Here is a 21,446-nt window from a genome sequence, read left to right on the forward strand (position 1 = left end):
TGGCGGAGCAGGAAGTGGGGGTTAGCCCCCACTCCCATTCACGTCGCGTGTTATTCGGTTTCCAGATCGATATCGATACCGAGGGAACGAATTTCTTTGATCAACACGTTGAAGGACTCGGGCATGCCCGGCTCCATACGGTGATCGCCATCCACGATGTTCTTGTACATCTTGGTACGGCCGTTCACGTCGTCCGACTTCACGGTGAGCATTTCCTGCAGGGTGTATGCCGCGCCGTATGCTTCCAGCGCCCACACCTCCATCTCCCCGAAACGCTGGCCACCGAACTGGGCCTTACCACCCAGCGGCTGCTGGGTAACCAGGCTGTAAGAACCGGTGGAACGAGCGTGCATCTTGTCGTCCACCAAGTGGTTCAGCTTGAGCATGTACATGTAGCCCACAGTAACCGGACGCTCGAACTTGTTACCAGTCCGCCCGTCGAACAGCTGCATCTGGCCACTTTCGGGCATGTCTGCGAGCTTGAGCATCGACTTGATTTCGCTTTCCTTGGCACCGTCGAAGACTGGGGTAGCCATTGGCACGCCCGCCTTGAGGTTTTTAGCCAAGGCCAGTACTTCCTGGTCCGACAGCTCGTCAATGCTTTCCTGGCGCCCGCCGATCTCATTGTAGATCTCATTCAGGAACCCACGCAGGTCTGCGACCTGGCGCTGCTCTTCGAGCATGCGGTTGATCTTCTCGCCCAGGCCCTTGGCCGCAAGGCCCAGGTGGGTTTCAAGGATCTGACCAACGTTCATCCGCGAAGGTACACCCAGTGGGTTGAGTACCACGTCTACCGGCGTACCGTTGGCATCATGCGGCATGTCTTCGACCGGCATGATCACCGAGACCACACCCTTGTTACCGTGACGGCCGGCCATCTTGTCGCCCGGCTGAATGCGGCGACGGATAGCCAGGTAGACCTTGACGATCTTCAGTACGCCCGGTGCCAGGTCATCGCCCTGCTGCAGCTTGCGCTTCTTGTCTTCAAACTTGTCATCAAGCAGGCGACGGCGGTCAACGATGTACTGCTGGGCTTTCTCCAACTGCTCGTTGAGCGCATCTTCATTCATGCGCAGCTTGAACCACTGGCCGTGCTCAAGGCCGCTCAGGATTTCGTCGGTCAGCTCAGCGCCTTTCTTCAGGCCTGCACCGCCGTCTACCACCTGACCCACCAGCGCATTGCGCAGGCGCTCGAAGGTTGCACCTTCAACGATGCGGAACTCTTCGTTCAGGTCCTTGCGGATCTGGTCGAGCTGGCTCTTCTCGATGGACAGGGCGCGCGAATCGCGCTCCACGCCATCACGTGTGAAGACCTGAACGTCAATGACAGTACCCTTGGTGCCTGTAGGCACGCGCAGGGAGGTGTCTTTAACGTCACTGGCTTTCTCACCGAAGATTGCACGCAGCAGCTTCTCTTCCGGCGTGAGCTGGGTTTCGCCCTTTGGCGTGACCTTGCCTACCAGAATGTCGCCAGCGCCGACTTCAGCACCTACATAAACGATACCCGCCTCGTCCAGCTTGTTGAGCGCTGCTTCACCCACGTTCGGGATGTCAGCAGTGATCTCTTCTGGCCCCAGCTTGGTGTCACGCGCCACACAGGTCAGTTCCTGGATGTGGATCGTGGTGAAGCGATCTTCCTGAACCACACGCTCGGACAGGCAGATGGAGTCTTCGAAGTTGAAGCCGTTCCATGCCATGAATGCGATGCGCATGTTCTGGCCCAACGCCAGCTCACCCATATCGGTGGACGGGCCGTCGGCCATGATGTCGCCGCGAGCGACCTGATCACCGCGGTTCACCAGCGGGCGCTGGTTGATGCAGGTGTTCTGGTTGGAGCGGGTGTATTTGGTCAGGTTGTAGATATCTACACCCGCTTCGCCCGTTTCCACTTCGTCGTCAGCTACACGCACGACGATACGGCTCGCATCGACAGAGTCGATGACGCCGCCACGACGTGCAACTACGCACACGCCGGAGTCACGCGCAACGTTACGCTCCATCCCGGTGCCCACCAGAGGCTTGTCGGAACGCAGGGTAGGTACAGCCTGGCGCTGCATGTTCGAACCCATCAACGCACGGTTGGCGTCGTCGTGCTCAAGGAACGGGATCAGCGACGCTGCAACCGACACCACCTGCTTGGGCGAAACGTCCATCAGGGTGACGTCTTCCGGCGCCTTCACGGTGAATTCGTTCAGGTGACGGACCGCTACCAACTCGTCGATCAGCTGGTTCTGCTCGTTCATGGCCGCCGAAGCCTGGGCGATCACATGATCGGCCTCTTCGATCGCGGACAGGAAGACGATCTCGTCGGTGACCACGCCGTCGTTAACCACACGGTACGGGCTTTCCAGGAAGCCGTACTGGTTGGTGCGCGCATAGGCGGCCAGGGAGTTGATCAGACCGATGTTCGGACCTTCCGGCGTCTCGATGGGGCATACACGACCATAGTGGGTCGGGTGTACGTCACGCACTTCGAAGCCTGCACGCTCACGGGTAAGACCGCCCGGGCCAAGCGCGGAAACGCGGCGCTTGTGGGTGATCTCCGACAGCGGGTTGTTCTGGTCCATGAACTGGGACAGCTGGCTGGAACCGAAGAACTCTTTCACTGCTGCCGCTACGGGCTTGGCGTTGATCAGGTCCTGAGGCATCAGGCCTTCGCTCTCGGCCATGGACAGACGTTCCTTAACGGCACGCTCTACCCGTACCAGCCCTACGCGGAACTGGTTTTCGGCCATTTCACCGACACAACGAACGCGACGGTTACCCAGGTGGTCGATGTCGTCGACAATGCCTTTACCGTTACGGATGTCCACCAGCGTCTTGAGCACGGCAACAATGTCGTCCTTGCTCAGAACACCGGAACCTTCGATTTCGGTCCGGCCAATACGGCGGTTGAACTTCATCCGGCCCACAGCGGAGAGGTCGTAGCGCTCTGCACTGAAGAACAGGTTATTGAACAGGGTTTCGGCAGCGTCCTTGGTGGGCGGCTCGCCTGGGCGCATCATCCGGTAGATTTCGACCAGCGCTTCCAGCTGATTGCTGGTGGAGTCTATTTTCAGGGTGTCGGAGATGAACGGACCACAGTCGATATCGTTGGTATACAACGTTTCGATACGAACGACCTGGGCCTTGGCAATCTTGACCAGCGCTTCGGTGGTCAGCTCGGTGTTGCATTCAGCCAGAATTTCGCCAGTGGCCGGGTGCACGATAGCCTTGGCAGTGGTGCGGCCAATCATGTAGTCCAAAGGAACTTCGAGTTCCTTGATACCGGCCTTTTCAAGCTGGTTGATGTGACGTGCAGTGATCCGGCGACCCTGCTCGACAATGACCTTGCCGTCGTTGTCGGTGAGGTCCATGGCCGCGATTTCACCGCGCAGGCGCTGCGGTACGAGCTCGAGGCTCAGCTTTTCGCCCTTCACATGGAAGATGTTGGTGGTGTAGAACGCGTCAAGCACTTCCTCGGTGGTATAGCCCAGTGCGCGCAGCAGCACGGAGGCCGGCAGCTTGCGACGACGGTCGATACGCACGAACACGCAGTCCTTGGGATCGAACTCGAAGTCCAACCAGGAGCCGCGGTACGGAATGATGCGAGCGGAGTACAGCAGCTTGCCAGAGCTGTGGGTCTTGCCACGGTCGTGATCGAAGAAGACACCAGGCGAACGGTGCAGCTGGGAAACGATTACGCGCTCGGTACCGTTGATGACGAAGGTACCGTTTTCAGTCATCAGGGGAATTTCACCCATGTAGACTTCTTGCTCTTTGATGTCCTTGATCGCTTTGTTCGACGATTCCTTGTCGAAAATGATCAGGCGTACCTTGACTCGCAGTGGAACCGCGAAGGTCACGCCACGAAGCACACATTCCTTCACATCGAAGGCGGGTTCGCCCAGGCGATAACCAACGTACTCCAGGGCAGCGTTGCCGGAGTAGCTGATGATCGGGAATACCGATTTGAAAGCCGCATGCAGGCCGACGTCGCGGAACGAGTCCTTGGACACGCCCGCCTGCAGGAATTCACGATAAGAATCCAGCTGGATGGCCAGGAGGTACGGCACATCCATCACGTCCGGCAACTTGCTAAAGTCCTTGCGGATTCGTTTTTTCTCAGTGTATGAGTAAGCCATCAGCGTTCCCCAGCTTGGTCACCTGCTTGTTTGGCCTCTCCCGGCGGGAGTAGCCAGAAAATCTTGCAAACCCCATGGTTTGCGCCACCCCCTCGGGGCGGTTACCGCTCGTTAAGGGCACCAACCTGATTGGCTGCCAGTAACGGAAAAAGGCCGGTGGCATAAGCCACCAGCCATCAGCCTTCTGCTTGACGCTCCGGCTGGAGACGCAAGGTCGGAGTTACTTGACTTCGACTTTGGCGCCTGCTTCTTCCAGGGCTTTCTTCAGAGCTTCAGCTTCTTCTTTCGAAGCGTTCTCTTTCACAACGCCCAGGTCATCAACAACGGCTTTGGCTTCTTTCAGGCCCAGGCCGGTGGCTTCACGTACAGCCTTGATGACGTTTACTTTCTTCTCGCCGGCTTCAACCAGTTTAACGGTGAATTCGGTTTGCTCTTCAACGACGGCAGCGGCAGCAGCTGGGCCAGCAGAAGCGGCAGCAGCGGTAACACCGAACTTCTCTTCGAAAGCTTTGATCAGCTCAACAACTTCCATTACGGACATGTTGCCAACGGCTTCGAGGATATCGTTTTGGGAAATGGACATGACTCTTTTCCTGAATTGGGGGACGGCCTGCTCGACCATCGAAATAAACAAAAAACGCTAGAAGACGAGCGAGCCTTAGGCTGCTGCAGCTTCTTTCTGGTCGCGAAGTGCAGCCAGTGTACGGGCCAATTTGCTGGTAGCGCCTTGAATCACGCTCATCAGCTGGGAAATGGCTTCGTCACGGGTCGGCAGCGTTGCCAGAACGTCGATCTGATTGGCTGCGAGGAACTTGCCCTCAAACGCAGCTGCCTTGATCTCGAACTTGTCCTGACCCTTCGAGAACTCCTTGAACAACCGGGCGGCGGCGCCTGGGTGCTGGGTGGAGAACGCGATCAGGGTCGGGCCTTTGAACACGTCGTTGAGTACACTGTAATCAGTGCCTTCAACAGCGCGGCGCAGCAGGGTGTTACGTACGACACGTACGTATACGCCAGCTTCGCGGGCCTCTTTACGGAGTCCGGTCATAGCGCCTACAGTCACACCACGGGCATCAGCCACGACAGCAGACAGAGCAGCTTTGGCAGCCTCGTTGACTTCAGCGACGATGGCCTTTTTGTCTTCGAGTTTAATTGCCACGGGTTTCTCCTGGTTTCCGGTTCATTCGGCCGAAACCGAATGTCGTTTTGGTGTCTGATTCAATAACGAATCGGGAGCACCATCTGCGTAGGCTTGTAGTTTAAGGCAAAGCCGCCTACGGTCTTGGACAGCCCCCGCCAGGCAGGGACCCCAATCTTGCACAGAGGGCGTTACAACCGCCCTCCTCCGTCTTACGCGCTCAGCGAGCCTTGGTCGATCACCAGGCCTGGGCCCATGGTGGTGCTCAGCGTAACGCGCTTAACGTAAATACCTTTCGAAGAAGCTGGCTTGATACGCTTGAGGTCAGCGATCAGTGCTTCAACGTTTTCCTTCAGCTTGCCAGCTTCGAAGCCAACCTTGCCAACGGAGGTGTGAATGATACCGTTCTTGTCAGTACGGTACCGCACCTGGCCAGCTTTGGCGTTCTTGACAGCAGTGGCTACGTCTGGAGTTACGGTGCCGACTTTCGGGTTAGGCATCAGGCCGCGAGGACCCAGGACCTGACCCAGCTGACCTACAACGCGCATGGCATCAGGGGATGCGATCACAACGTCATAGTTCAGGTCGCCGCCTTTCATTTCAGCAGCCAAGTCGTCCATGCCAACGCGGTCCGCGCCAGCGGCCAAAGCGGCTTCAGCAGCAGGGCCTTGGGTGAACACGGCAACGCGAACGGTTTTACCGGTGCCATGTGGCAGAACGGTAGCGCTACGTACGACCTGGTCGGATTTACGTGGGTCTACACCCAGGTTTACAGCAACGTCGAACGATTCGCTGAACTTGACGGTCGACAGCTCGGCCAACAGGTTAGCCGCTTCTTCGAAGCTGTAGGCTTTGCCCGCTTCGATTTTCGAAGCGATTGCCTTTTGACGCTTGGTTTGCTTAGCCATTACACACCCTCCACGTTCAGGCCCATGCTACGAGCGGAGCCGGCGATAGTACGCACGGCTGCATCGAGGCTGGCAGCGGTCAGATCAGCGTTCTTGGTCTTGGCAATCTCTTCGAGCTGAGCGCGAGTGACGGTGCCAACCTTGACGGTGTTCGGGCGAGCCGAACCGCTGGTAAGGCCTGCAGCTTTCTTCAGCAGAACAGAAGCAGGGGTGCTTTTGGTTTCGAACGTGAAGCTACGGTCGCTGTAGACCGTGATGATCACAGGCGTCGGCAGGCCTGGCTCCATACCTTGGGTACGGGCGTTGAAGGCCTTGCAGAATTCCATGATGTTCACGCCGTGCTGACCCAGTGCTGGGCCGACGGGTGGGCTTGGGTTGGCCTGAGCGGCCTTTACTTGCAGCTTGATATAAGCCGTGATCTTCTTAGCCATGAGCTACTCCAGATTTGGGTACAAACGCCTTCCGGCTCCCCATTTGCTTACGTTTTATCCCGGTGACGACAAAACCCCGCAGCTTACGCCTGCGGGGTAGGGGATCCGTCTCCAGTCAGACCTTTTCGACCTGGCTGAACTCCAGCTCCACCGGGGTGGAGCGACCGAAAATGAGCACCGCAACCTGCAGGCGGCTCTTCTCGTAATTAACTTCTTCAACCGTACCGTTGAAATCTGCGAATGGACCGTCGACCACACGCACCACTTCACCTGGCTCGAAGAGGGTTTTCGGCTTCGGCTTGTCGCTACCGTCCGCCACCCGACGCAGGATAGCTTCAGCTTCCTTGTCAGTGATCGGCGCCGGCTTATCAGCTGTGCCGCCAATGAAGCCCATGACACGAGGGGTATCCTTGACAAGGTGCCAAGTGCCTTCACTCATGTCCATCTGTACCAGCACATAGCCAGGGAAAAACTTGCGCTCACTTTTGCGCTTTTGGCCATTCCGCATTTCTACCACTTCTTCGGTAGGAACAAGGATTTCGCCAAACTGTTCTTCCATGCCTGCCAGCTTCACACGCTCCACCAAGGAGCGCATGACATGCTTCTCGTAACCCGAGTAAGCATGCACAACGTACCAACGCTTAGCCACGGGACACCCTTAGCCTACAATCAGGGAAACAAGCCAGCCCAGGAGGGAATCGAGCCCCCACAGCAGCAAGGCCATAACCAGAACGACAGCCACAACAATCATGGTTGTCTGCGCAGTCTCTTGGCGCGTAGGCCAGACAACTTTGCGAATTTCGGTGCGAGCTTCCTTGGCCAAGACAAAGAAGGATTTGCCTTTGGCGGTTTGAAGTGCGACATACGCAGCAACAGCGGCAAGCACGATCAGCGCAAGCACGCGATACAGGACTGGAGATGCCGAGTAATACTGATTACCGACAACCCCCACGACGACCAACGCAACAACGACCAACCACTTGAGTAGATCGAAACGAGTGTCAGAGGCTTCGGCCTTCGGCATCATTTGGGAAAGTCCTGTGAAAAGAAAGCCAGCCACCGAAGTGAATCTGGCAGGTCAGGAGGGAATCGAACCCCCAACCTACGGTTTTGGAGACCGTCGCTCTGCCAATTGAGCTACTGACCTAAAACTGAATCAGGCCGACCATTATGCCGGCCTGATGGAGAGATTACAACTACTTACGCGATGATTTTGGCTACAACGCCAGCACCAACGGTACGACCACCTTCACGGATTGCGAAACGCAGACCGTCTTCCATTGCGATGGTTTTGATCAGGGTAACAACGAGTTTCACGTTGTCGCCTGGCATAACCATTTCAACGCCTTCCGGCAGTTCGCAGTTACCGGTCACGTCAGTGGTCCGGAAGTAGAACTGTGGACGGTAGCCTTTGAAGAACGGCGTGTGACGACCGCCTTCTTCCTTGCTCAGTACGTACACTTCGGCTTCGAACGTGGTGTGCGGCTTGACCGAACCTGGCTTGACCAGTACCTGGCCACGCTCAACGTCGTCACGCTTGGTGCCGCGCAGCAGCACGCCGCAGTTCTCGCCAGCACGACCTTCGTCTAGCAGCTTGCGGAACATTTCAACGCCGGTGCAGGTGGTGACGGTGGTGTCACGCAGACCAACGATTTCCAGAGGATCCTGGACTTTTACGATACCGCGCTCGATACGACCGGTGACAACAGTACCGCGACCGGAGATCGAGAACACGTCTTCGATCGGCATCAGGAACGGCTTGTCGATCACACGCACTGGCTCTGGGATGTAGCTGTCGAGAGTTTCGACCAGCTTCTTCACAGCGGTGGTGCCCATCTCGTTGTCGTCCTGGCCGTTCAGGGCCATCAACGCCGAACCGATGATGATCGGGGTGTCGTCGCCTGGGAAATCGTAGGTGCTGAGCAGGTCACGCACTTCCATTTCAACCAGTTCCAGCAGCTCGGCGTCATCTACCATGTCGGCCTTGTTCAGGAACACGACGATGTAGGGAACACCTACCTGACGGGACAGCAGGATGTGCTCACGAGTCTGAGGCATCGGGCCATCAGCGGCCGAGCAGACCAGGATCGCGCCGTCCATCTGGGCAGCACCGGTGATCATGTTCTTCACGTAGTCAGCGTGACCTGGGCAGTCAACGTGAGCGTAGTGACGAACAGACGAGTCGTACTCGACGTGTGCGGTGTTGATGGTGATACCGCGCGCTTTCTCTTCCGGGGCGCTATCGATCTTGTCGAATTCGACCTTGGCCGAACCGAATACTTCGGAGCAGACGCGAGTCAGAGCAGCCGTCAGAGTGGTCTTGCCATGGTCAACGTGACCGATGGTGCCGACGTTGACGTGCGGTTTGTTCCGCTGGAACTTTTCCTTTGCCATCTAACTATCCCCCGCAGAAGAATTAAGCACGACACACATGATCTATAAAACAAAGGCAGATATTTTCATATCTGCCTCTAAGATGGAGCTCTTGAGCGGATTTGAACCGCTGACCTCACCCTTACCAAGGGTGTGCTCTACCAACTGAGCTACAAGAGCGCAACACTTGCGCAATAGCAACAAACATGGAGCGGGTAGCGGGAATCGAACCCGCATCATCAGCTTGGAAGGCTGAGGTTCTACCACTAAACTATACCCGCGGAGCTTGCAGCTCTCGCTAAACTGGTGGAGGGGGAAGGATTCGAACCTTCGAAGTCGTAGACGTCAGATTTACAGTCTGATCCCTTTGGCCGCTCGGGAACCCCTCCTGAACTTGGGCGGCATTTTCAACTCTGCCTGCCCTGCTGTCAAGCTTTTTCTCATTAAAATCTTGAGGTTAGCTAATCTGACAGCGCTCTTTAAGTAACCAACCTTGCTGAGCGGGCGCCATTCTATTCAAACTACTCAGGCGTTGCAATGCCTTCGCACAGAATAATTTCTTGCTTTAAGTCTTTGAATTCTTTGAGCACTGAGGCTGAGGGGCCATTGCTTGCTACATCTGGCTGCGACAACCTTAGCCAATGCTCCTTACCTAAAGCGCTTGTCGTTGCGTAGGCAGCGAATGGCACGTTGACTTCCTGCAGTCGCCGGGCCAAGGCCTTAAGCGGCTGGAGATCCGCCGTTCCGCCTACAAACACACAATCCGAACCAGCATCCACTTGTTGGGCCTCTGAAACCCTACCCGTTTCACTTATCAGTCTAAGCCCGCCGTCACCGCCATGTGGCTGGGCAGCAGCATCTACGTCTTTGGCTTTGACTGGAGCATCTTGGAGATTCCAAGTCAGATAGCATGCGTTAAGTATCAGGAGCAGCAGGAAAAACCATCGCATTCAGGCGCTCTCCTCCAGTGGGCAGGCAATGGCTAGCCCTTGGAATACCAGGTCGGGAACAATATGTGCCTGCGGGAAGGCATCACTTACCAATGCGGCGTCGCCCCCGGTAAGGAAGAGCGAGTAGTCAGCCCCCCAATAATCGGATGCATGATCGAGCTGAGTGCTGACAAAGCCTCTAAGCATTAGCACACAACCTCGCTCAACCGCTTCAACGGTAGAGCGGCCCGGCAGTAAAGTGGCCTTGGCCTGATCGGCTGAATAGTCGTCGTATCGAATCCGTCGGGTATGTGTTCGCAATTGACCACGCATCAACTGGAGCCCTGGGCAAATGAACCCTCCGAGGTGTTCGCCCTCGCCGGAAATGAAATCCGAGGTCACCGCTGTTCCAAGGTCTATCACCACGCAGGCACGATCAGCCAGTTTGAAGGCCGCTAGAATGGCGACCCATCGGTCCATACCCAGGCGCTCGAATGCTTCGTAACCATTAGCGACTCCACCCTGGATGCGTGCAGGTTGAGCCACTTTGGCTTCGATACCGCACTGGCGCCGTAATGATGCGGCAAGACGTTCTGTCTCGTCCTCTGTACGCACGCTGACCAAGCGACACTGCAACGGCCGTAGTGAAGGGGCTTCTGAAAGATGCGTCAGCAGCTCTTCATCCGATCCGACCACGCCTCCTGCCTGTATAGCTCCAGAAGAGTCGATCACCCGCCATTTGATGAAGCTGTTCCCGCAGTCGAGCTCAAGTATCATCGCGCAACCTCAAGCTAAGCTCACCACCACTAAACGCTTCCTCGCGGCCATTGATATCAAGGCGAAGTGCACCTTGCTCGCTGATACCTAACACTCGCCCGTGAGTTACCTGACTTGCGGAGACTAGGCTTACCTCCCTCCCCTGCCATGCATGTAGCGCCTCCCACTCCTCCTGCAGCGCTGTAAAGCCTGACAACTCGAGCTGTTGTATATAGCTAGACAAGGCCTTGCTCAGCGCGATAGCCAAGGCACTGCGATCTATCAGTGTATCTGTCTCCAGGTACATCGATGTCCACTGCTGGTCAATGCCGTCAGCGGCTTTCATGTTGGCGTTTATACCGATGCCCAATACCACATGACAGTGGTCTGACGGATCTCCCACTAGCTCCAGGAGGATGCCGGCTACCTTCTGCCCGCGTACCAGCACGTCGTTAGGCCACTTCAGCATGGCATCTTTGACACCTTGTAGCCGCAGGCAATGCACTACCGCCATCCCTGCAACAAGACTTAGCCCTTCAAAGCGCTTTATTCCGCCTTGTATTGGAAGAGCCAGGCTGTAATAGAGGTTCGAGCCGTAGGGGCTCACCCAAGGCCTGCCTCTACGGCCGCGCCCGGCACTTTGGCGCTCGGCCACTATCAGTCGCGGCCGGGCGATGCCTTGAGCGACTGCACGTAATGCGTGTGCATTTGTTGAATCCAGGGTCTGATGAAGCTCCAAGTCCCACCCTTGCGTCAGCAAAGCAGTCTCGATTTCTTTCTGCCTCAATAGCGACAATGGCACAGCAAGGCGATAGCCACGCCCACGGACTTTATGCACTGCCACGCCCAGGTCTGCCTCTAAGGCTTGTAGTTGCTTCCACACTGCGCTGCGGCTTATTCCGAGCGCCTGACCAAGGTCTTGGCCAGAATGGAACCGACCGTCTTGTAACAGATTCAACAGCTTGGACATCCCGTAGCTCGCCTCGTCATGTGGCCCGCATCATAGCGATGGCCAGGCAGGTTGCATAGAACACCAGGACATTGGCTGGCGAACAAGCATCGAGTTCGAGACTGAGATAATAGAGCGCGGAAAAGACAAAACCCCTGATCGCAGGGCGATCAGGGGTTTTGGGTTTGAATCTTGACGATGACCTACTCTCACATGGGGAAACCCCACACTACCATCGGCGATGCATCGTTTCACTGCTGAGTTCGGGATGGGATCAGGTGGTTCCAATGCTCTATGGTCGTCAAGAAATTCGGGTTGCGGCCTCGTGTTCACGCGGCTGCAGATCTGGGTATGTGATGTGTGAGTGTGCGTCTTTTCGGATGCGTCTTCACCACCGCGCTCTGTGCAGGCACAGATTGCTTGGGTGTTATATGGTCAAGCCTCACGGGCAATTAGTATGGGTTAGCTCAACGCCTCACAGCGCTTACACACCCCACCTATCAACGTCGTAGTCTTCGACGGCCCTTCAGGGAGCTCAAGGCTCCAGTGAGATCTCATCTTGAGGCAAGTTTCCCGCTTAGATGCTTTCAGCGGTTATCTCTTCCGAACATAGCTACCCGGCAATGCCACTGGCGTGACAACCGGAACACCAGAGGTTCGTCCACTCCGGTCCTCTCGTACTAGGAGCAGCCCCTCTCAAATCTCAAACGTCCACGGCAGATAGGGACCGAACTGTCTCACGACGTTCTAAACCCAGCTCGCGTACCACTTTAAATGGCGAACAGCCATACCCTTGGGACCGGCTTCAGCCCCAGGATGTGATGAGCCGACATCGAGGTGCCAAACACCGCCGTCGATATGAACTCTTGGGCGGTATCAGCCTGTTATCCCCGGAGTACCTTTTATCCGTTGAGCGATGGCCCTTCCATACAGAACCACCGGATCACTAAGACCTACTTTCGTACCTGCTCGACGTGTCTGTCTCGCAGTCAAGCGCGCTTTTGCCTTTATACTCTACGACCGATTTCCGACCGGTCTGAGCGCACCTTCGTACTCCTCCGTTACTCTTTGGGAGGAGACCGCCCCAGTCAAACTACCCACCATACACTGTCCTCGATCCGGATAACGGACCTGAGTTAGAACCTCAAGGTTGCCAGGGTGGTATTTCAAGGTTGGCTCCACGCAGACTGGCGTCCACGCTTCAAAGCCTCCCACCTATCCTACACAAGCAAGCTCAAAGTCCAGTGCAAAGCTATAGTAAAGGTTCACGGGGTCTTTCCGTCTAGCCGCGGATACACTGCATCTTCACAGCGATTTCAATTTCACTGAGTCTCGGGTGGAGACAGCGCCGCCATCGTTACGCCATTCGTGCAGGTCGGAACTTACCCGACAAGGAATTTCGCTACCTTAGGACCGTTATAGTTACGGCCGCCGTTTACCGGGGCTTCGATCAAGAGCTTCGCTTGCGCTAACCCCATCAATTAACCTTCCGGCACCGGGCAGGCGTCACACCCTATACGTCCACTTTCGTGTTTGCAGAGTGCTGTGTTTTTAATAAACAGTCGCAGCGGCCTGGTATCTTCGACCGGCAAAAGCTTACGGGGTAAACCCTTCACCTTCGCCGGCGCACCTTCTCCCGAAGTTACGGTGCCATTTTGCCTAGTTCCTTCACCCGAGTTCTCTCAAGCGCCTTGGTATTCTCTACCCAACCACCTGTGTCGGTTTGGGGTACGGTTCCTGGTTACCTGAAGCTTAGAAGCTTTTCCTGGAAGCATGGCATCGACCACTTCATGTCCTAAGGACACTCGTCATCAGCTCTCGGCCTTAAGATCCCGGATTTACCTAAGATCTCAGCCTACCACCTTAAACTTGGACAACCAACGCCAAGCTGGCCTAGCCTTCTCCGTCCCTCCATCGCAGTAACCAGAAGTACAGGAATATTAACCTGTTTTCCATCGACTACGCTTTTCAGCCTCGCCTTAGGGACCGACTAACCCTGCGTCGATTAACGTTGCGCAGGAAACCTTGGTTTTTCGGCGTGCGAGTTTTTCACTCGCATTGTCGTTACTCATGTCAGCATTCGCACTTCTGATACCTCCAGCCAGCTTCTCAACTGACCTTCACAGGCTTACAGAACGCTCCTCTACCGCGTCACTTGCGTGACACCCGTAGCTTCGGTGTATGGTTTGAGCCCCGTTACATCTTCCGCGCAGGCCGACTCGACTAGTGAGCTATTACGCTTTCTTTAAAGGGTGGCTGCTTCTAAGCCAACCTCCTAGCTGTCTAAGCCTTCCCACATCGTTTCCCACTTAACCATAACTTTGGGACCTTAGCTGACGGTCTGGGTTGTTTCCCTTTTCACGACGGACGTTAGCACCCGCCGTGTGTCTCCCATGCTCGGCACTTGTAGGTATTCGGAGTTTGCATCGGTTTGGTAAGTCGGGATGACCCCCTAGCCGAAACAGTGCTCTACCCCCTACAGTGATACATGAGGCGCTACCTAAATAGCTTTCGAGGAGAACCAGCTATCTCCGAGCTTGATTAGCCTTTCACTCCGATCCACAGGTCATCCGCTAACTTTTCAACGGTAGTCGGTTCGGTCCTCCAGTCAGTGTTACCTAACCTTCAACCTGCCCATGGATAGATCGCCCGGTTTCGGGTCTATACCCAGCGACTAAACGCCCTATTAAGACTCGCTTTCGCTACGCCTCCCCTATTCGGTTAAGCTCGCCACTGAATATAAGTCGCTGACCCATTATACAAAAGGTACGCAGTCACAGAACAAGTCTGCTCCCACTGCTTGTACGCATACGGTTTCAGGTTCTATTTCACTCCCCTCTCCGGGGTTCTTTTCGCCTTTCCCTCACGGTACTGGTTCACTATCGGTCAGTCAGTAGTATTTAGCCTTGGAGGATGGTCCCCCCATGTTCAGACAAAGTTTCTCGTGCTCCGTCCTACTCGATTTCATTGACAAGAGATTTTCGCGTACAGGGCTATCACCCACTATGGCCGCACTTTCCAGAGCGTTCCGCTAATCTCAAACCAACTTAAGGGCTGGTCCCCGTTCGCTCGCCACTACTAAGGGAATCTCGGTTGATTTCTTTTCCTCAGGGTACTTAGATGTTTCAGTTCCCCTGGTTCGCCTCTTGCACCTATGGATTCAGTACAAGATACCCAGCTTATGCTGAGTGGGTTCCCCCATTCAGAGATCTCCGGATCAAAGTCTGTTTGCCGACTCCCCGAAGCTTATCGCAGGCTACCACGTCTTTCATCGCCTCTGACTGCCAAGGCATCCACCGTATGCGCTTATTCACTTGACCATATAACCCCAAGCAATCTCGGGATTACGGTTGTGAAGACAACATTCGCCGAAAATTCGCACTTCTGTTCTAGGAACAGCTCACAAATTTTACCTTAGCCTGAATAAACACCAGTGAAAGTGCTATTCAGTCTAACTTTCTATCACATACCCAAATTTTTAAAGAACGATCCAGTCAAAGACCAGAAATCAACATTCAGGCACCGTGTCGGTGGAATGCTCATTTCTAAGCTTTAAACAGCAGAAGCAGAACAGGAATGGTGGAGCCAAGCGGGATCGAACCGCTGACCTCCTGCGTGCAAGGCAGGCGCTCTCCCAGCTGAGCTATGGCCCCGTATCTCTACAGGCATTCCCACACAAAATTGGTGGGTCTGGGCAGATTCGAACTGCCGACCTCACCCTTATCAGGGGTGCGCTCTAACCAACTGAGCTACAGACCCAATTTCGAGCTTGTAGCTTAAAGCTGACCGCTTGAAGCTGCTTCTATCGTCTTTTACAAGGAATCAAGCAATTCGTGTGGGTGCTTATGGGTGGCTGTGTCGTCGATTAAGGAGGTGATCCAGCCGCAGGTTCCCCTACGGCTACCTTGTTACGACTTCACCCCAGTCATGAATCACACCGTGGTAACCGTCCTCCCGAAGGTTAGACTAGCTACTTCTGGTGCAACCCACTCCCATGGTGTGACGGGCGGTGTGTACAAGGCCCGGGAACGTATTCACCGCGACGTTCTGATTCGCGATTACTAGCGATTCCGACTTCACGCAGTCGAGTTGCAGACTGCGATCCGGACTACGATCGGTTTTGTGAGATTAGCTCCACCTCGCGGCTTGGCAACCCTCTGTACCGACCATTGTAGCACGTGTGTAGCCCAGGCCGTAAGGGCCATGATGACTTGACGTCATCCCCACCTTCCTCCGGTTTGTCACCGGCAGTCTCCTTAGAGTGCCCACCATAACGTGCTGGTAACTAAGGACAAGGGTTGCGCTCGTTACGGGACTTAACCCAACATCTCACGACACGAGCTGACGACAGCCATGCAGCACCTGTCTCAATGTTCCCGAAGGCACCAATCCATCTCTGGAAAGTTCATTGGATGTCAAGGCCTGGTAAGGTTCTTCGCGTTGCTTCGAATTAAACCACATGCTCCACCGCTTGTGCGGGCCCCCGTCAATTCATTTGAGTTTTAACCTTGCGGCCGTACTCCCCAGGCGGTCAACTTAATGCGTTAGCTGCGCCACTAAGATCTCAAGGATCCCAACGGCTAGTTGACATCGTTTACGGCGTGGACTACCAGGGTATCTAATCCTGTTTGCTCCCCACGCTTTCGCACCTCAGCGTCAGTATTGGTCCAGGTGGTCGCCTTCGCCACTGATGTTCCTTCCTATATCTACGCATTTCACCGCTACACAGGAAATTCCACCACCCTCTACCATACTCTAGCTTGCCAGTTTCGGATGCAGTTCCCAGGTTGAGCCCGGGGATTTCACATTCGACTTGACAAACCGCCTACGCGCGCTTTACGCCCAGTAATTCCGATTAACGCTTGCACCCTCTGTATTACCGCGGCTGCTGGCACAGAGTTAGCCGGTGCTTATTCTGTCGGTAACGTCAAGACAACCAGGTATTCGCTAGCTGCCCTTCCTCCCAACTTAAAGTGCTTTACAATCCGAAGACCTTCTTCACACACGCGGCATGGCTGGATCAGGCTTTCGCCCATTGTCCAATATTCCCCACTGCTGCCTCCCGTAGGAGTCTGGACCGTGTCTCAGTTCCAGTGTGACTGATCATCCTCTCAGACCAGTTACGGATCGTCGCCTTGGTAGGCCTTTACCCTACCAACTAGCTAATCCGACCTAGGCTCATCTGATAGCGTGAGGCCCGAGGGTCCCCCACTTTCTCCCGTAGGACGTATGCGGTATTAGCAACCGTTTCCGGTTGTTATCCCCCACTATCAGGCAGATTCCTAGGCATTACTCACCCGTCCGCCGCTCGCCACCAGGAGCAAGCTCCCGTGCTGCCGCTCGACTTGCATGTGTTAGGCCTGCCGCCAGCGTTCAATCTGAGCCATGATCAAACTCTTCAGTTCAATACTGCTTGGGTTTTGAGAAAACCCTAAACTTGGCTCAGCAATCGCAAGACTTCCCGAAGGAAGCCACTCATTCGAATTTCTTCGCTGAGTTACTTGTGATGCTGATAATCATTGTGACAATCAGTCCAACTCACAAGCACCCACACGAATTGCTTGATTCATTTGTTAAAGAGCGGTGGCTGAAGTGTTTCGCTTCAACCGAGGCGCGCATTCTACGCTGCCTGTACATCCTGTCAAGCGTTTATTTTGCGAAGTTTTCAGAATTTCTCGTTCAACTTCAAACACTTGACCGCTTCACCAACCTCTCGAAGCGGGAGGCGAATTCTACAGCGTTACAGCCTGCTGTCAACTCCCTTTTTCACCGCATTCGATCCGGAGATCGAAGCACTTCCAGCACCTTTGAAACTGTAAACCCTTGATTCTCAATAAGTTTGCCGTTCCGTTGTCGCTGGAAGTGGGGCGCATTATAAGGGGATTTGAAAGGGCGTCAACAGTTTTTATTACATTTGTATGAACACCCCCTCGAAGGCCCTATTTATAGGCTAGGGAACGCAAACTGCGAGGCTTCATGGGTGGCGCGCTGGGGCCAGCGCTGGGTAATTGACTTGCGGCGCGTATAGAACCGCACGCCATCTGGCCCATAGGCATGCAAGTCCCCAAACAGCGAACGCTTCCAGCCGCCGAAGCTATGGTAGGACACTGGTACAGGAAGTGGCACGTTGACGCCCACCATGCCCACTTCGATCTCGTCGCAGAACAACCTTGCAGCCTCACCGTCACGAGTGAAGATACAGGTACCATTCCCGTATTCATGGTCGTTGATCAACTGCATGGCCTGTTCCAGGCTGCTTACCCGTACGATGCACAGTACCGGCCCGAAAATCTCTTCCTTATAGATACGCATGTCCGGGGTCACGCGGTCGAACAGGCAGCCCCCCAGGAAAAAGCCGTTTTCGTTACCTGTAACACTCAGCCCTCTACCGTCCACTACCAGTTCGGCCCCAGCGTCCACGCCGTCATCTACGTAGCCACGCACCTTGTCCCGGTGCTGGCCAGTGACCAGAGGTCCCATGTCCAGGCCGCACGTGGTACCCGCACCTATCTTCAATGCTTTTATCTGGGGCGTTAGTCGCGCGACTAGTGCATCAGCCACCTGGTCGCCCACACACACAGCAACCGAAATCGCCATACAGCGCTCACCGCATGAACCGTATGCAGCGCCCATCAATGCGCTTACCGCATTGTCCAGGTCTGCGTCGGGCATCAGCACGGCGTGGTTCTTGGCGCCACCCAATGCCTGAACACGTTTGCCACGCGCGGCGCCTTCTTTATAGATGTATTCGGCAATAGGCGTAGAGCCCACAAAGCTAAGCGCTTTTACCTCTGGCGCCTGGATCAAGGCATCCACCGCCACCTTGTCGCCTTGGACCACGTTCATCACGCCAGCCGGCAGCCCCGCTTCCTGCAACAACTGTGCGATATAGAGCGTAGAGGCCGGGTCGCGCTCGGAAGGTTTGAGAATGAAACAGTTGCCGTACACAATGGCCAATGGGTACATCCACAGGGGCACCATGGCAGGGAAGTTGAACGGTGTGATACCCGCAACCACACCCAACGGCTGGAAATCTGACCAGCCATCAATGTTTGGCCCCACGTTGCGGCTGTACTCCCCCTTGAGCAACTCGGGGGCGGCACAGGCAAACTCTACGTTTTCAATGCCACGCTTAAGTTCGCCTGCTGCGTCTTCCAGTGTCTTGCCATGCTCCTGGCTGATCAGCTGAGCAATCTTGCTTTCGTTCTGTTCCAGCAGCTGCTTGAAGCGAAACATCACTTGGGCACGTTTGGCCGCAGGCGTGCGGCGCCATGCAGGGAATGCGGCCTTGGCCGCCTCGATAGCACGTTGAACGGTGCCCGTGTCTGCCAGTTGAACGCGCCCGCTAACTTCTCCGGTCGACGGGTTGAAGACATCGGCAGTACGGTCGCCATCAGTAACCAGGTCGCCATTGATCAAATGTGGGATGGTGCTCATTGCAGGCTCCGGTCTTAGTGAATCTGATTAAGGGCATCGCCCACAGCATCGAACAAACGGTCCATTTCCTGGGCCGTGGCGTTGAAGGTGGGGCCAAACTGGAGGGTGTCTCCGCCATAGCGCACATAGAAACCCTTCTGCCATAGCTTCATGGCCGTTTCGAACGGTCGCACGATGGCATCACCGTCCCGAGGTGCAAGCTGAATAGCACCGGCCAGGCCAAAGTTACGGATGTCCACAATGTGCTGCGCACCTTTTACGCCATGGATAGCTGCTTCGAAATGGGGCGCCAAGGCTGCCGCACTTTGCACCAGGTTTTCCTTGAGCAGCAGATCCAGCGCGGCAATACCTGCTGCGCAGGCGACCGGGTGCGCGGAATAGGTATAGCCATGGGGAAACTCCACGGCGTATTCCGGTGTGGGCTGGGCCATGAAGGTGTGGTAGATCTCACTGCGGGCAACCACCGCCCCCATGGGAATAGCACCATTGGTGATCTGCTTGGCGATGCACATCAGGTCCGGTATCACGTCGAAGGTCGTTGCGCCAAACAGGCTACCCGTGCGGCCGAACCCGGTGATCACCTCATCGAAGATCAACAGAATATTATGCTGATCGCAGATTTCCCGTAGGCGCTTGAGGTAGCCCTTGGGCGGAGGCAGCACACCGGCCGACCCTGCCATGGGCTCTACAATCACAGCCCCAATGTTGGAGGCATCGTGCAGCTCGATCAGGCGTAGCAAGTCATCGGCCAACGCAACGCCACCCTCCTCCGGCAACCCGCGGGAATAGGCATTGGCCGGCAGCAGGGTATGTGGCAAATGGTCAACGTCCATCAGTTGGCCGAACATCTTGCGGTTACCGTTTACGCCGCCCAGGCTGGTGCCAGCAATGTTAACGCCATGATAGCCCCGGGCTCTGCCAATGAACTTGGCCTTAGTGGCCTGCCCTTTCAGGCGCCAGTACGCGCGCACCATCTTGACCGCCGTATCGGCACATTCGGACCCGGAGTTGGTGAAGAACACATGATTAAGATCACCGGGCGTGAGTTCGGTGATCTTTTCAGCAAGCTGGAAGGACAGTGGATGGCCATATTGGAAGGCCGGAGAGTAGTCCAGTATGCCCAACTGGCGAGACACCGCTTCCTGAATTTCCTTGCGAGTATGGCCGGCACCGCAGGTCCATAGGCCAGAGAGGCTGTCATAGATTTCACGGCCGCGATCATCCGTCAGGTAGCGCCCTTGGGCGGCTACGATCAAGCGAGGGTCGCGCTGGAAGTTGCGGTTGGCCGTGTAGGGCATCCAATGCGCGTCAAGTTTCAACTGGCTCGCCAACCCGGCGTGCGCGTTCTCTGGCATGTTCATGTGAAACCTCATTGGGGTCGAAGCAAGGCTGCAGATTGCGGCTACAGTGGCATGGGGATAAAGTTGATAAAAGCACGGTTTTTCAATCTTCACTTCCAGCGCGACTAAACAATGAAGCGACGTGACCCCCTGGCACAGGTCAGTGATTTCGATATACGCCTGCTGCGTATCTTTCGAAGCGTGGTGGAATGCGGTGGGTTTTCGGCGGCTGAAAACGTGCTGGGCATTGGCCGCTCTGCCATCAGCCAGCAAATGAGCGACCTTGAGCAGCGCCTTGGGTTGCGCCTGTGCCAGCGAGGCCGTGCCGGGTTTTCGCTGACCGAAGAAGGGCGAGAGGTGTATCAATCGGCCCTGCAACTGCTAGGGGCCTTGGAAGACTTCCGCACCGGGGTCAATGGCCTGCATCAGCACCTGCGAGGGGAGTTGAACATTGGCCTTACCGACAACCTGGTCACCCTCCCCCACATGCGTATTACCCATGCACTGGCACAGCTCAAAGACCTGGGGCCCGAGGTGCAGATCAATATCCGCATGATCGCACCCAGCCAAGTCGAGCAAGGGGTGCTGGACGGCAGCTTGCATGTCGGCGTTGTGCCGCAGGCCCATGCATTACCGGGCTTGGAGTACCAACCATTGTACAGCGAACGCTCCTCGCTTTACTGTGCCGCCGGCCATGCCCTGTTCTACGCAGACGATGACGCGATTGACGACACCCGCCTTAATGAACAGGACGCTATAGCCCCCACGTTCCGATTGCCGGGTGACATCCAGGCCCATTACCAGGTACTCAACTGCAGCGCGAGCGCTTCAGACCGAGAGGGTATGGCCTTCCTGATTCTCACCGGCCGTTACATTGGTTACTTGCCAGACCACTACGCCCAAGCCTGGATTCAGCAAGGCCGGTTGAGAGCCCTTAAGCCACGCCAGCGGTTCTACGACCTCAGCCTGTCCTGGGTGACTCGCAAGGGCCGCCGGCCGCACCTGGTACTGGAAAGTTTCCTGAAGGCGTTGGCGGCAACGCGCTAATTTGGCCCAAGGCA

14 protein-coding genes, 6 tRNA genes and 3 rRNA genes are annotated in these 21,446 nt (G+C 55.7%); 1 reads left to right on the plus strand and 22 read right to left on the minus strand.

Annotation, left to right across the window (positions count from 1 at the left end):
• Positions 1-50: 50 nt before the first annotated feature.
• The 22 genes from rpoB to aptA all read right to left on the minus strand — a co-directional run bounded on the left by rpoB (position 51) and on the right by aptA (position 20,406).
• Positions 51-4,124 carry a DNA-directed RNA polymerase subunit beta gene (rpoB, locus tag ACSAMW_RS12480; protein ID WP_168085203.1) on the minus strand — a complete coding sequence of 1,358 codons (4,074 nt, stop codon included), beginning with the start codon at positions 4,122-4,124 and terminating at the stop codon, positions 51-53.
• A 220-nt stretch (positions 4,125-4,344) separates the two neighbouring features.
• On the minus strand, positions 4,345-4,707 hold the full coding sequence (rplL, locus tag ACSAMW_RS12485) for a 50S ribosomal protein L7/L12 (RefSeq protein WP_168085204.1): 363 nt from the start codon (positions 4,705-4,707) through the stop codon (positions 4,345-4,347).
• A 75-nt stretch (positions 4,708-4,782) separates the two neighbouring features.
• Positions 4,783-5,283 carry a 50S ribosomal protein L10 gene (gene rplJ / locus ACSAMW_RS12490; RefSeq protein WP_168085205.1) on the minus strand — a complete coding sequence of 167 codons (501 nt, stop codon included), beginning with the start codon at positions 5,281-5,283 and terminating at the stop codon, positions 4,783-4,785.
• A gap of 191 nt (positions 5,284-5,474) precedes the next feature.
• Positions 5,475-6,170 carry a 50S ribosomal protein L1 gene (rplA, locus tag ACSAMW_RS12495; RefSeq protein ID WP_168085206.1) on the minus strand — a complete coding sequence of 232 codons (696 nt, stop codon included), beginning with the start codon at positions 6,168-6,170 and terminating at the stop codon, positions 5,475-5,477.
• Positions 6,170-6,601, minus strand: a complete 432-nt coding sequence (rplK, locus tag ACSAMW_RS12500) for a 50S ribosomal protein L11 (protein WP_168085207.1) — start codon at positions 6,599-6,601, stop codon at positions 6,170-6,172. Before rplK ends, rplA begins: the two co-directional genes overlap by 1 nt.
• A 115-nt stretch (positions 6,602-6,716) precedes the next feature.
• Entirely contained in the window at positions 6,717-7,250 is a 534-nt protein-coding gene (nusG, locus tag ACSAMW_RS12505; RefSeq protein WP_168085208.1) for a transcription termination/antitermination protein NusG, read from the minus strand.
• Positions 7,251-7,259: 9 nt separating this feature from the next.
• Positions 7,260-7,628, minus strand: coding sequence for a preprotein translocase subunit SecE (secE, locus tag ACSAMW_RS12510; RefSeq protein ID WP_168085209.1), 369 nt, complete (start codon positions 7,626-7,628; stop codon positions 7,260-7,262).
• Between the two features lie 44 nt (positions 7,629-7,672).
• Positions 7,673-7,748, minus strand: a tRNA-Trp gene (locus ACSAMW_RS12515).
• Positions 7,749-7,801: 53 nt separating this feature from the next.
• Positions 7,802-8,995, minus strand: a complete 1,194-nt coding sequence (tuf, locus tag ACSAMW_RS12520; RefSeq protein ID WP_500590583.1) for an elongation factor Tu — start codon at positions 8,993-8,995, stop codon at positions 7,802-7,804.
• 83 nt (positions 8,996-9,078) lie between these two features.
• Positions 9,079-9,154: transfer RNA gene (locus tag ACSAMW_RS12525), tRNA-Thr, on the minus strand.
• 27 nt (positions 9,155-9,181) lie between these two features.
• Positions 9,182-9,255 (minus strand) — tRNA-Gly (locus ACSAMW_RS12530).
• Positions 9,256-9,278: 23 nt separating this feature from the next.
• A tRNA-Tyr gene (locus ACSAMW_RS12535) sits at positions 9,279-9,363 on the minus strand.
• Positions 9,364-9,495: 132 nt separating this feature from the next.
• Positions 9,496-9,924 (minus strand): hypothetical protein, encoded by a 429-nt coding sequence (locus ACSAMW_RS12540; protein ID WP_500590585.1) that lies wholly within the window; start codon positions 9,922-9,924, stop codon positions 9,496-9,498.
• The gene (locus tag ACSAMW_RS12545; RefSeq protein WP_500590586.1) at positions 9,925-10,680 is read right to left on the minus strand and encodes a pantothenate kinase; all 756 of its coding nucleotides are present in this window, start codon (positions 10,678-10,680) and stop codon (positions 9,925-9,927) included.
• Positions 10,670-11,629 carry a bifunctional biotin--[acetyl-CoA-carboxylase] ligase/biotin operon repressor BirA gene (gene birA / locus ACSAMW_RS12550; RefSeq protein ID WP_500590587.1) on the minus strand — a complete coding sequence of 320 codons (960 nt, stop codon included), beginning with the start codon at positions 11,627-11,629 and terminating at the stop codon, positions 10,670-10,672. Before birA ends, ACSAMW_RS12545 begins: the two co-directional genes overlap by 11 nt.
• A 169-nt stretch (positions 11,630-11,798) precedes the next feature.
• Positions 11,799-11,914, minus strand: a 5S ribosomal RNA gene (rrf, locus tag ACSAMW_RS12555).
• A gap of 125 nt (positions 11,915-12,039) precedes the next feature.
• Positions 12,040-14,928: ribosomal RNA gene (locus tag ACSAMW_RS12560) — 23S ribosomal RNA — on the minus strand.
• Between the two features lie 257 nt (positions 14,929-15,185).
• Positions 15,186-15,261: transfer RNA gene (locus tag ACSAMW_RS12565), tRNA-Ala, on the minus strand.
• 29 nt (positions 15,262-15,290) lie between these two features.
• A tRNA-Ile gene (locus tag ACSAMW_RS12570) sits at positions 15,291-15,367 on the minus strand.
• Between the two features lie 107 nt (positions 15,368-15,474).
• Positions 15,475-17,013, minus strand: a 16S ribosomal RNA gene (locus tag ACSAMW_RS12575).
• The 16S, 23S and 5S rRNA genes sit together here with 2 tRNA genes alongside, the layout of an rRNA operon.
• A gap of 538 nt (positions 17,014-17,551) precedes the next feature.
• A complete protein-coding gene (locus ACSAMW_RS12580) occupies positions 17,552-19,045 on the minus strand; it encodes a CoA-acylating methylmalonate-semialdehyde dehydrogenase (RefSeq protein WP_500590588.1) in 1,494 nt (497 codons plus the stop codon).
• A gap of 14 nt (positions 19,046-19,059) precedes the next feature.
• Positions 19,060-20,406: an omega-aminotransferase AptA gene (gene aptA, locus ACSAMW_RS12585; protein ID WP_500590589.1), complete on the minus strand. Its 1,347-nt coding sequence runs from the start codon at positions 20,404-20,406 to the stop codon at positions 19,060-19,062.
• A gap of 111 nt (positions 20,407-20,517) precedes the next feature.
• Here aptA and ACSAMW_RS12590 point away from each other — a divergent pair, with 111 nt between their 5' ends.
• Positions 20,518-21,432 (plus strand): LysR family transcriptional regulator, encoded by a 915-nt coding sequence (locus ACSAMW_RS12590; RefSeq protein WP_500590590.1) that lies wholly within the window; start codon positions 20,518-20,520, stop codon positions 21,430-21,432.
• The last annotated feature ends 14 nt before the right edge of the window (positions 21,433-21,446 follow it).

The organism is Pseudomonas sp. AB39(2026) (assembly GCF_059831485.1).

Coding starts and splice junctions, on each gene's coding strand:
- rpoB (WP_168085203.1), bottom strand. CDS start 4,124: ATGGCTTACTCATACACTGAGAAAAAACGAATCCGCAAGGACTTTAGC.
- rplL (WP_168085204.1), bottom strand. CDS start 4,707: ATGTCCATTTCCCAAAACGATATCCTCGAAGCCGTTGGCAACATGTCC.
- rplA (WP_168085206.1), bottom strand. CDS start 6,170: ATGGCTAAGCAAACCAAGCGTCAAAAGGCAATCGCTTCGAAAATCGAA.
- rplK (WP_168085207.1), bottom strand. CDS start 6,601: ATGGCTAAGAAGATCACGGCTTATATCAAGCTGCAAGTAAAGGCCGCT.
- secE (WP_168085209.1), bottom strand. CDS start 7,628: ATGATGCCGAAGGCCGAAGCCTCTGACACTCGTTTCGATCTACTCAAG.
- tuf (WP_500590583.1), bottom strand. CDS start 8,995: ATGGCAAAGGAAAAGTTCCAGCGGAACAAACCGCACGTCAACGTCGGC.
- ACSAMW_RS12540 (WP_500590585.1), bottom strand. CDS start 9,924: ATGCGATGGTTTTTCCTGCTGCTCCTGATACTTAACGCATGCTATCTG.
- ACSAMW_RS12545 (WP_500590586.1), bottom strand. CDS start 10,680: ATGATACTTGAGCTCGACTGCGGGAACAGCTTCATCAAATGGCGGGTG.
- birA (WP_500590587.1), bottom strand. CDS start 11,629: ATGTCCAAGCTGTTGAATCTGTTACAAGACGGTCGGTTCCATTCTGGC.
- ACSAMW_RS12580 (WP_500590588.1), bottom strand. CDS start 19,045: ATGAGCACCATCCCACATTTGATCAATGGCGACCTGGTTACTGATGGC.
- aptA (WP_500590589.1), bottom strand. CDS start 20,406: ATGAACATGCCAGAGAACGCGCACGCCGGGTTGGCGAGCCAGTTGAAA.
- ACSAMW_RS12590 (WP_500590590.1), top strand. CDS start 20,518: ATGAAGCGACGTGACCCCCTGGCACAGGTCAGTGATTTCGATATACGC.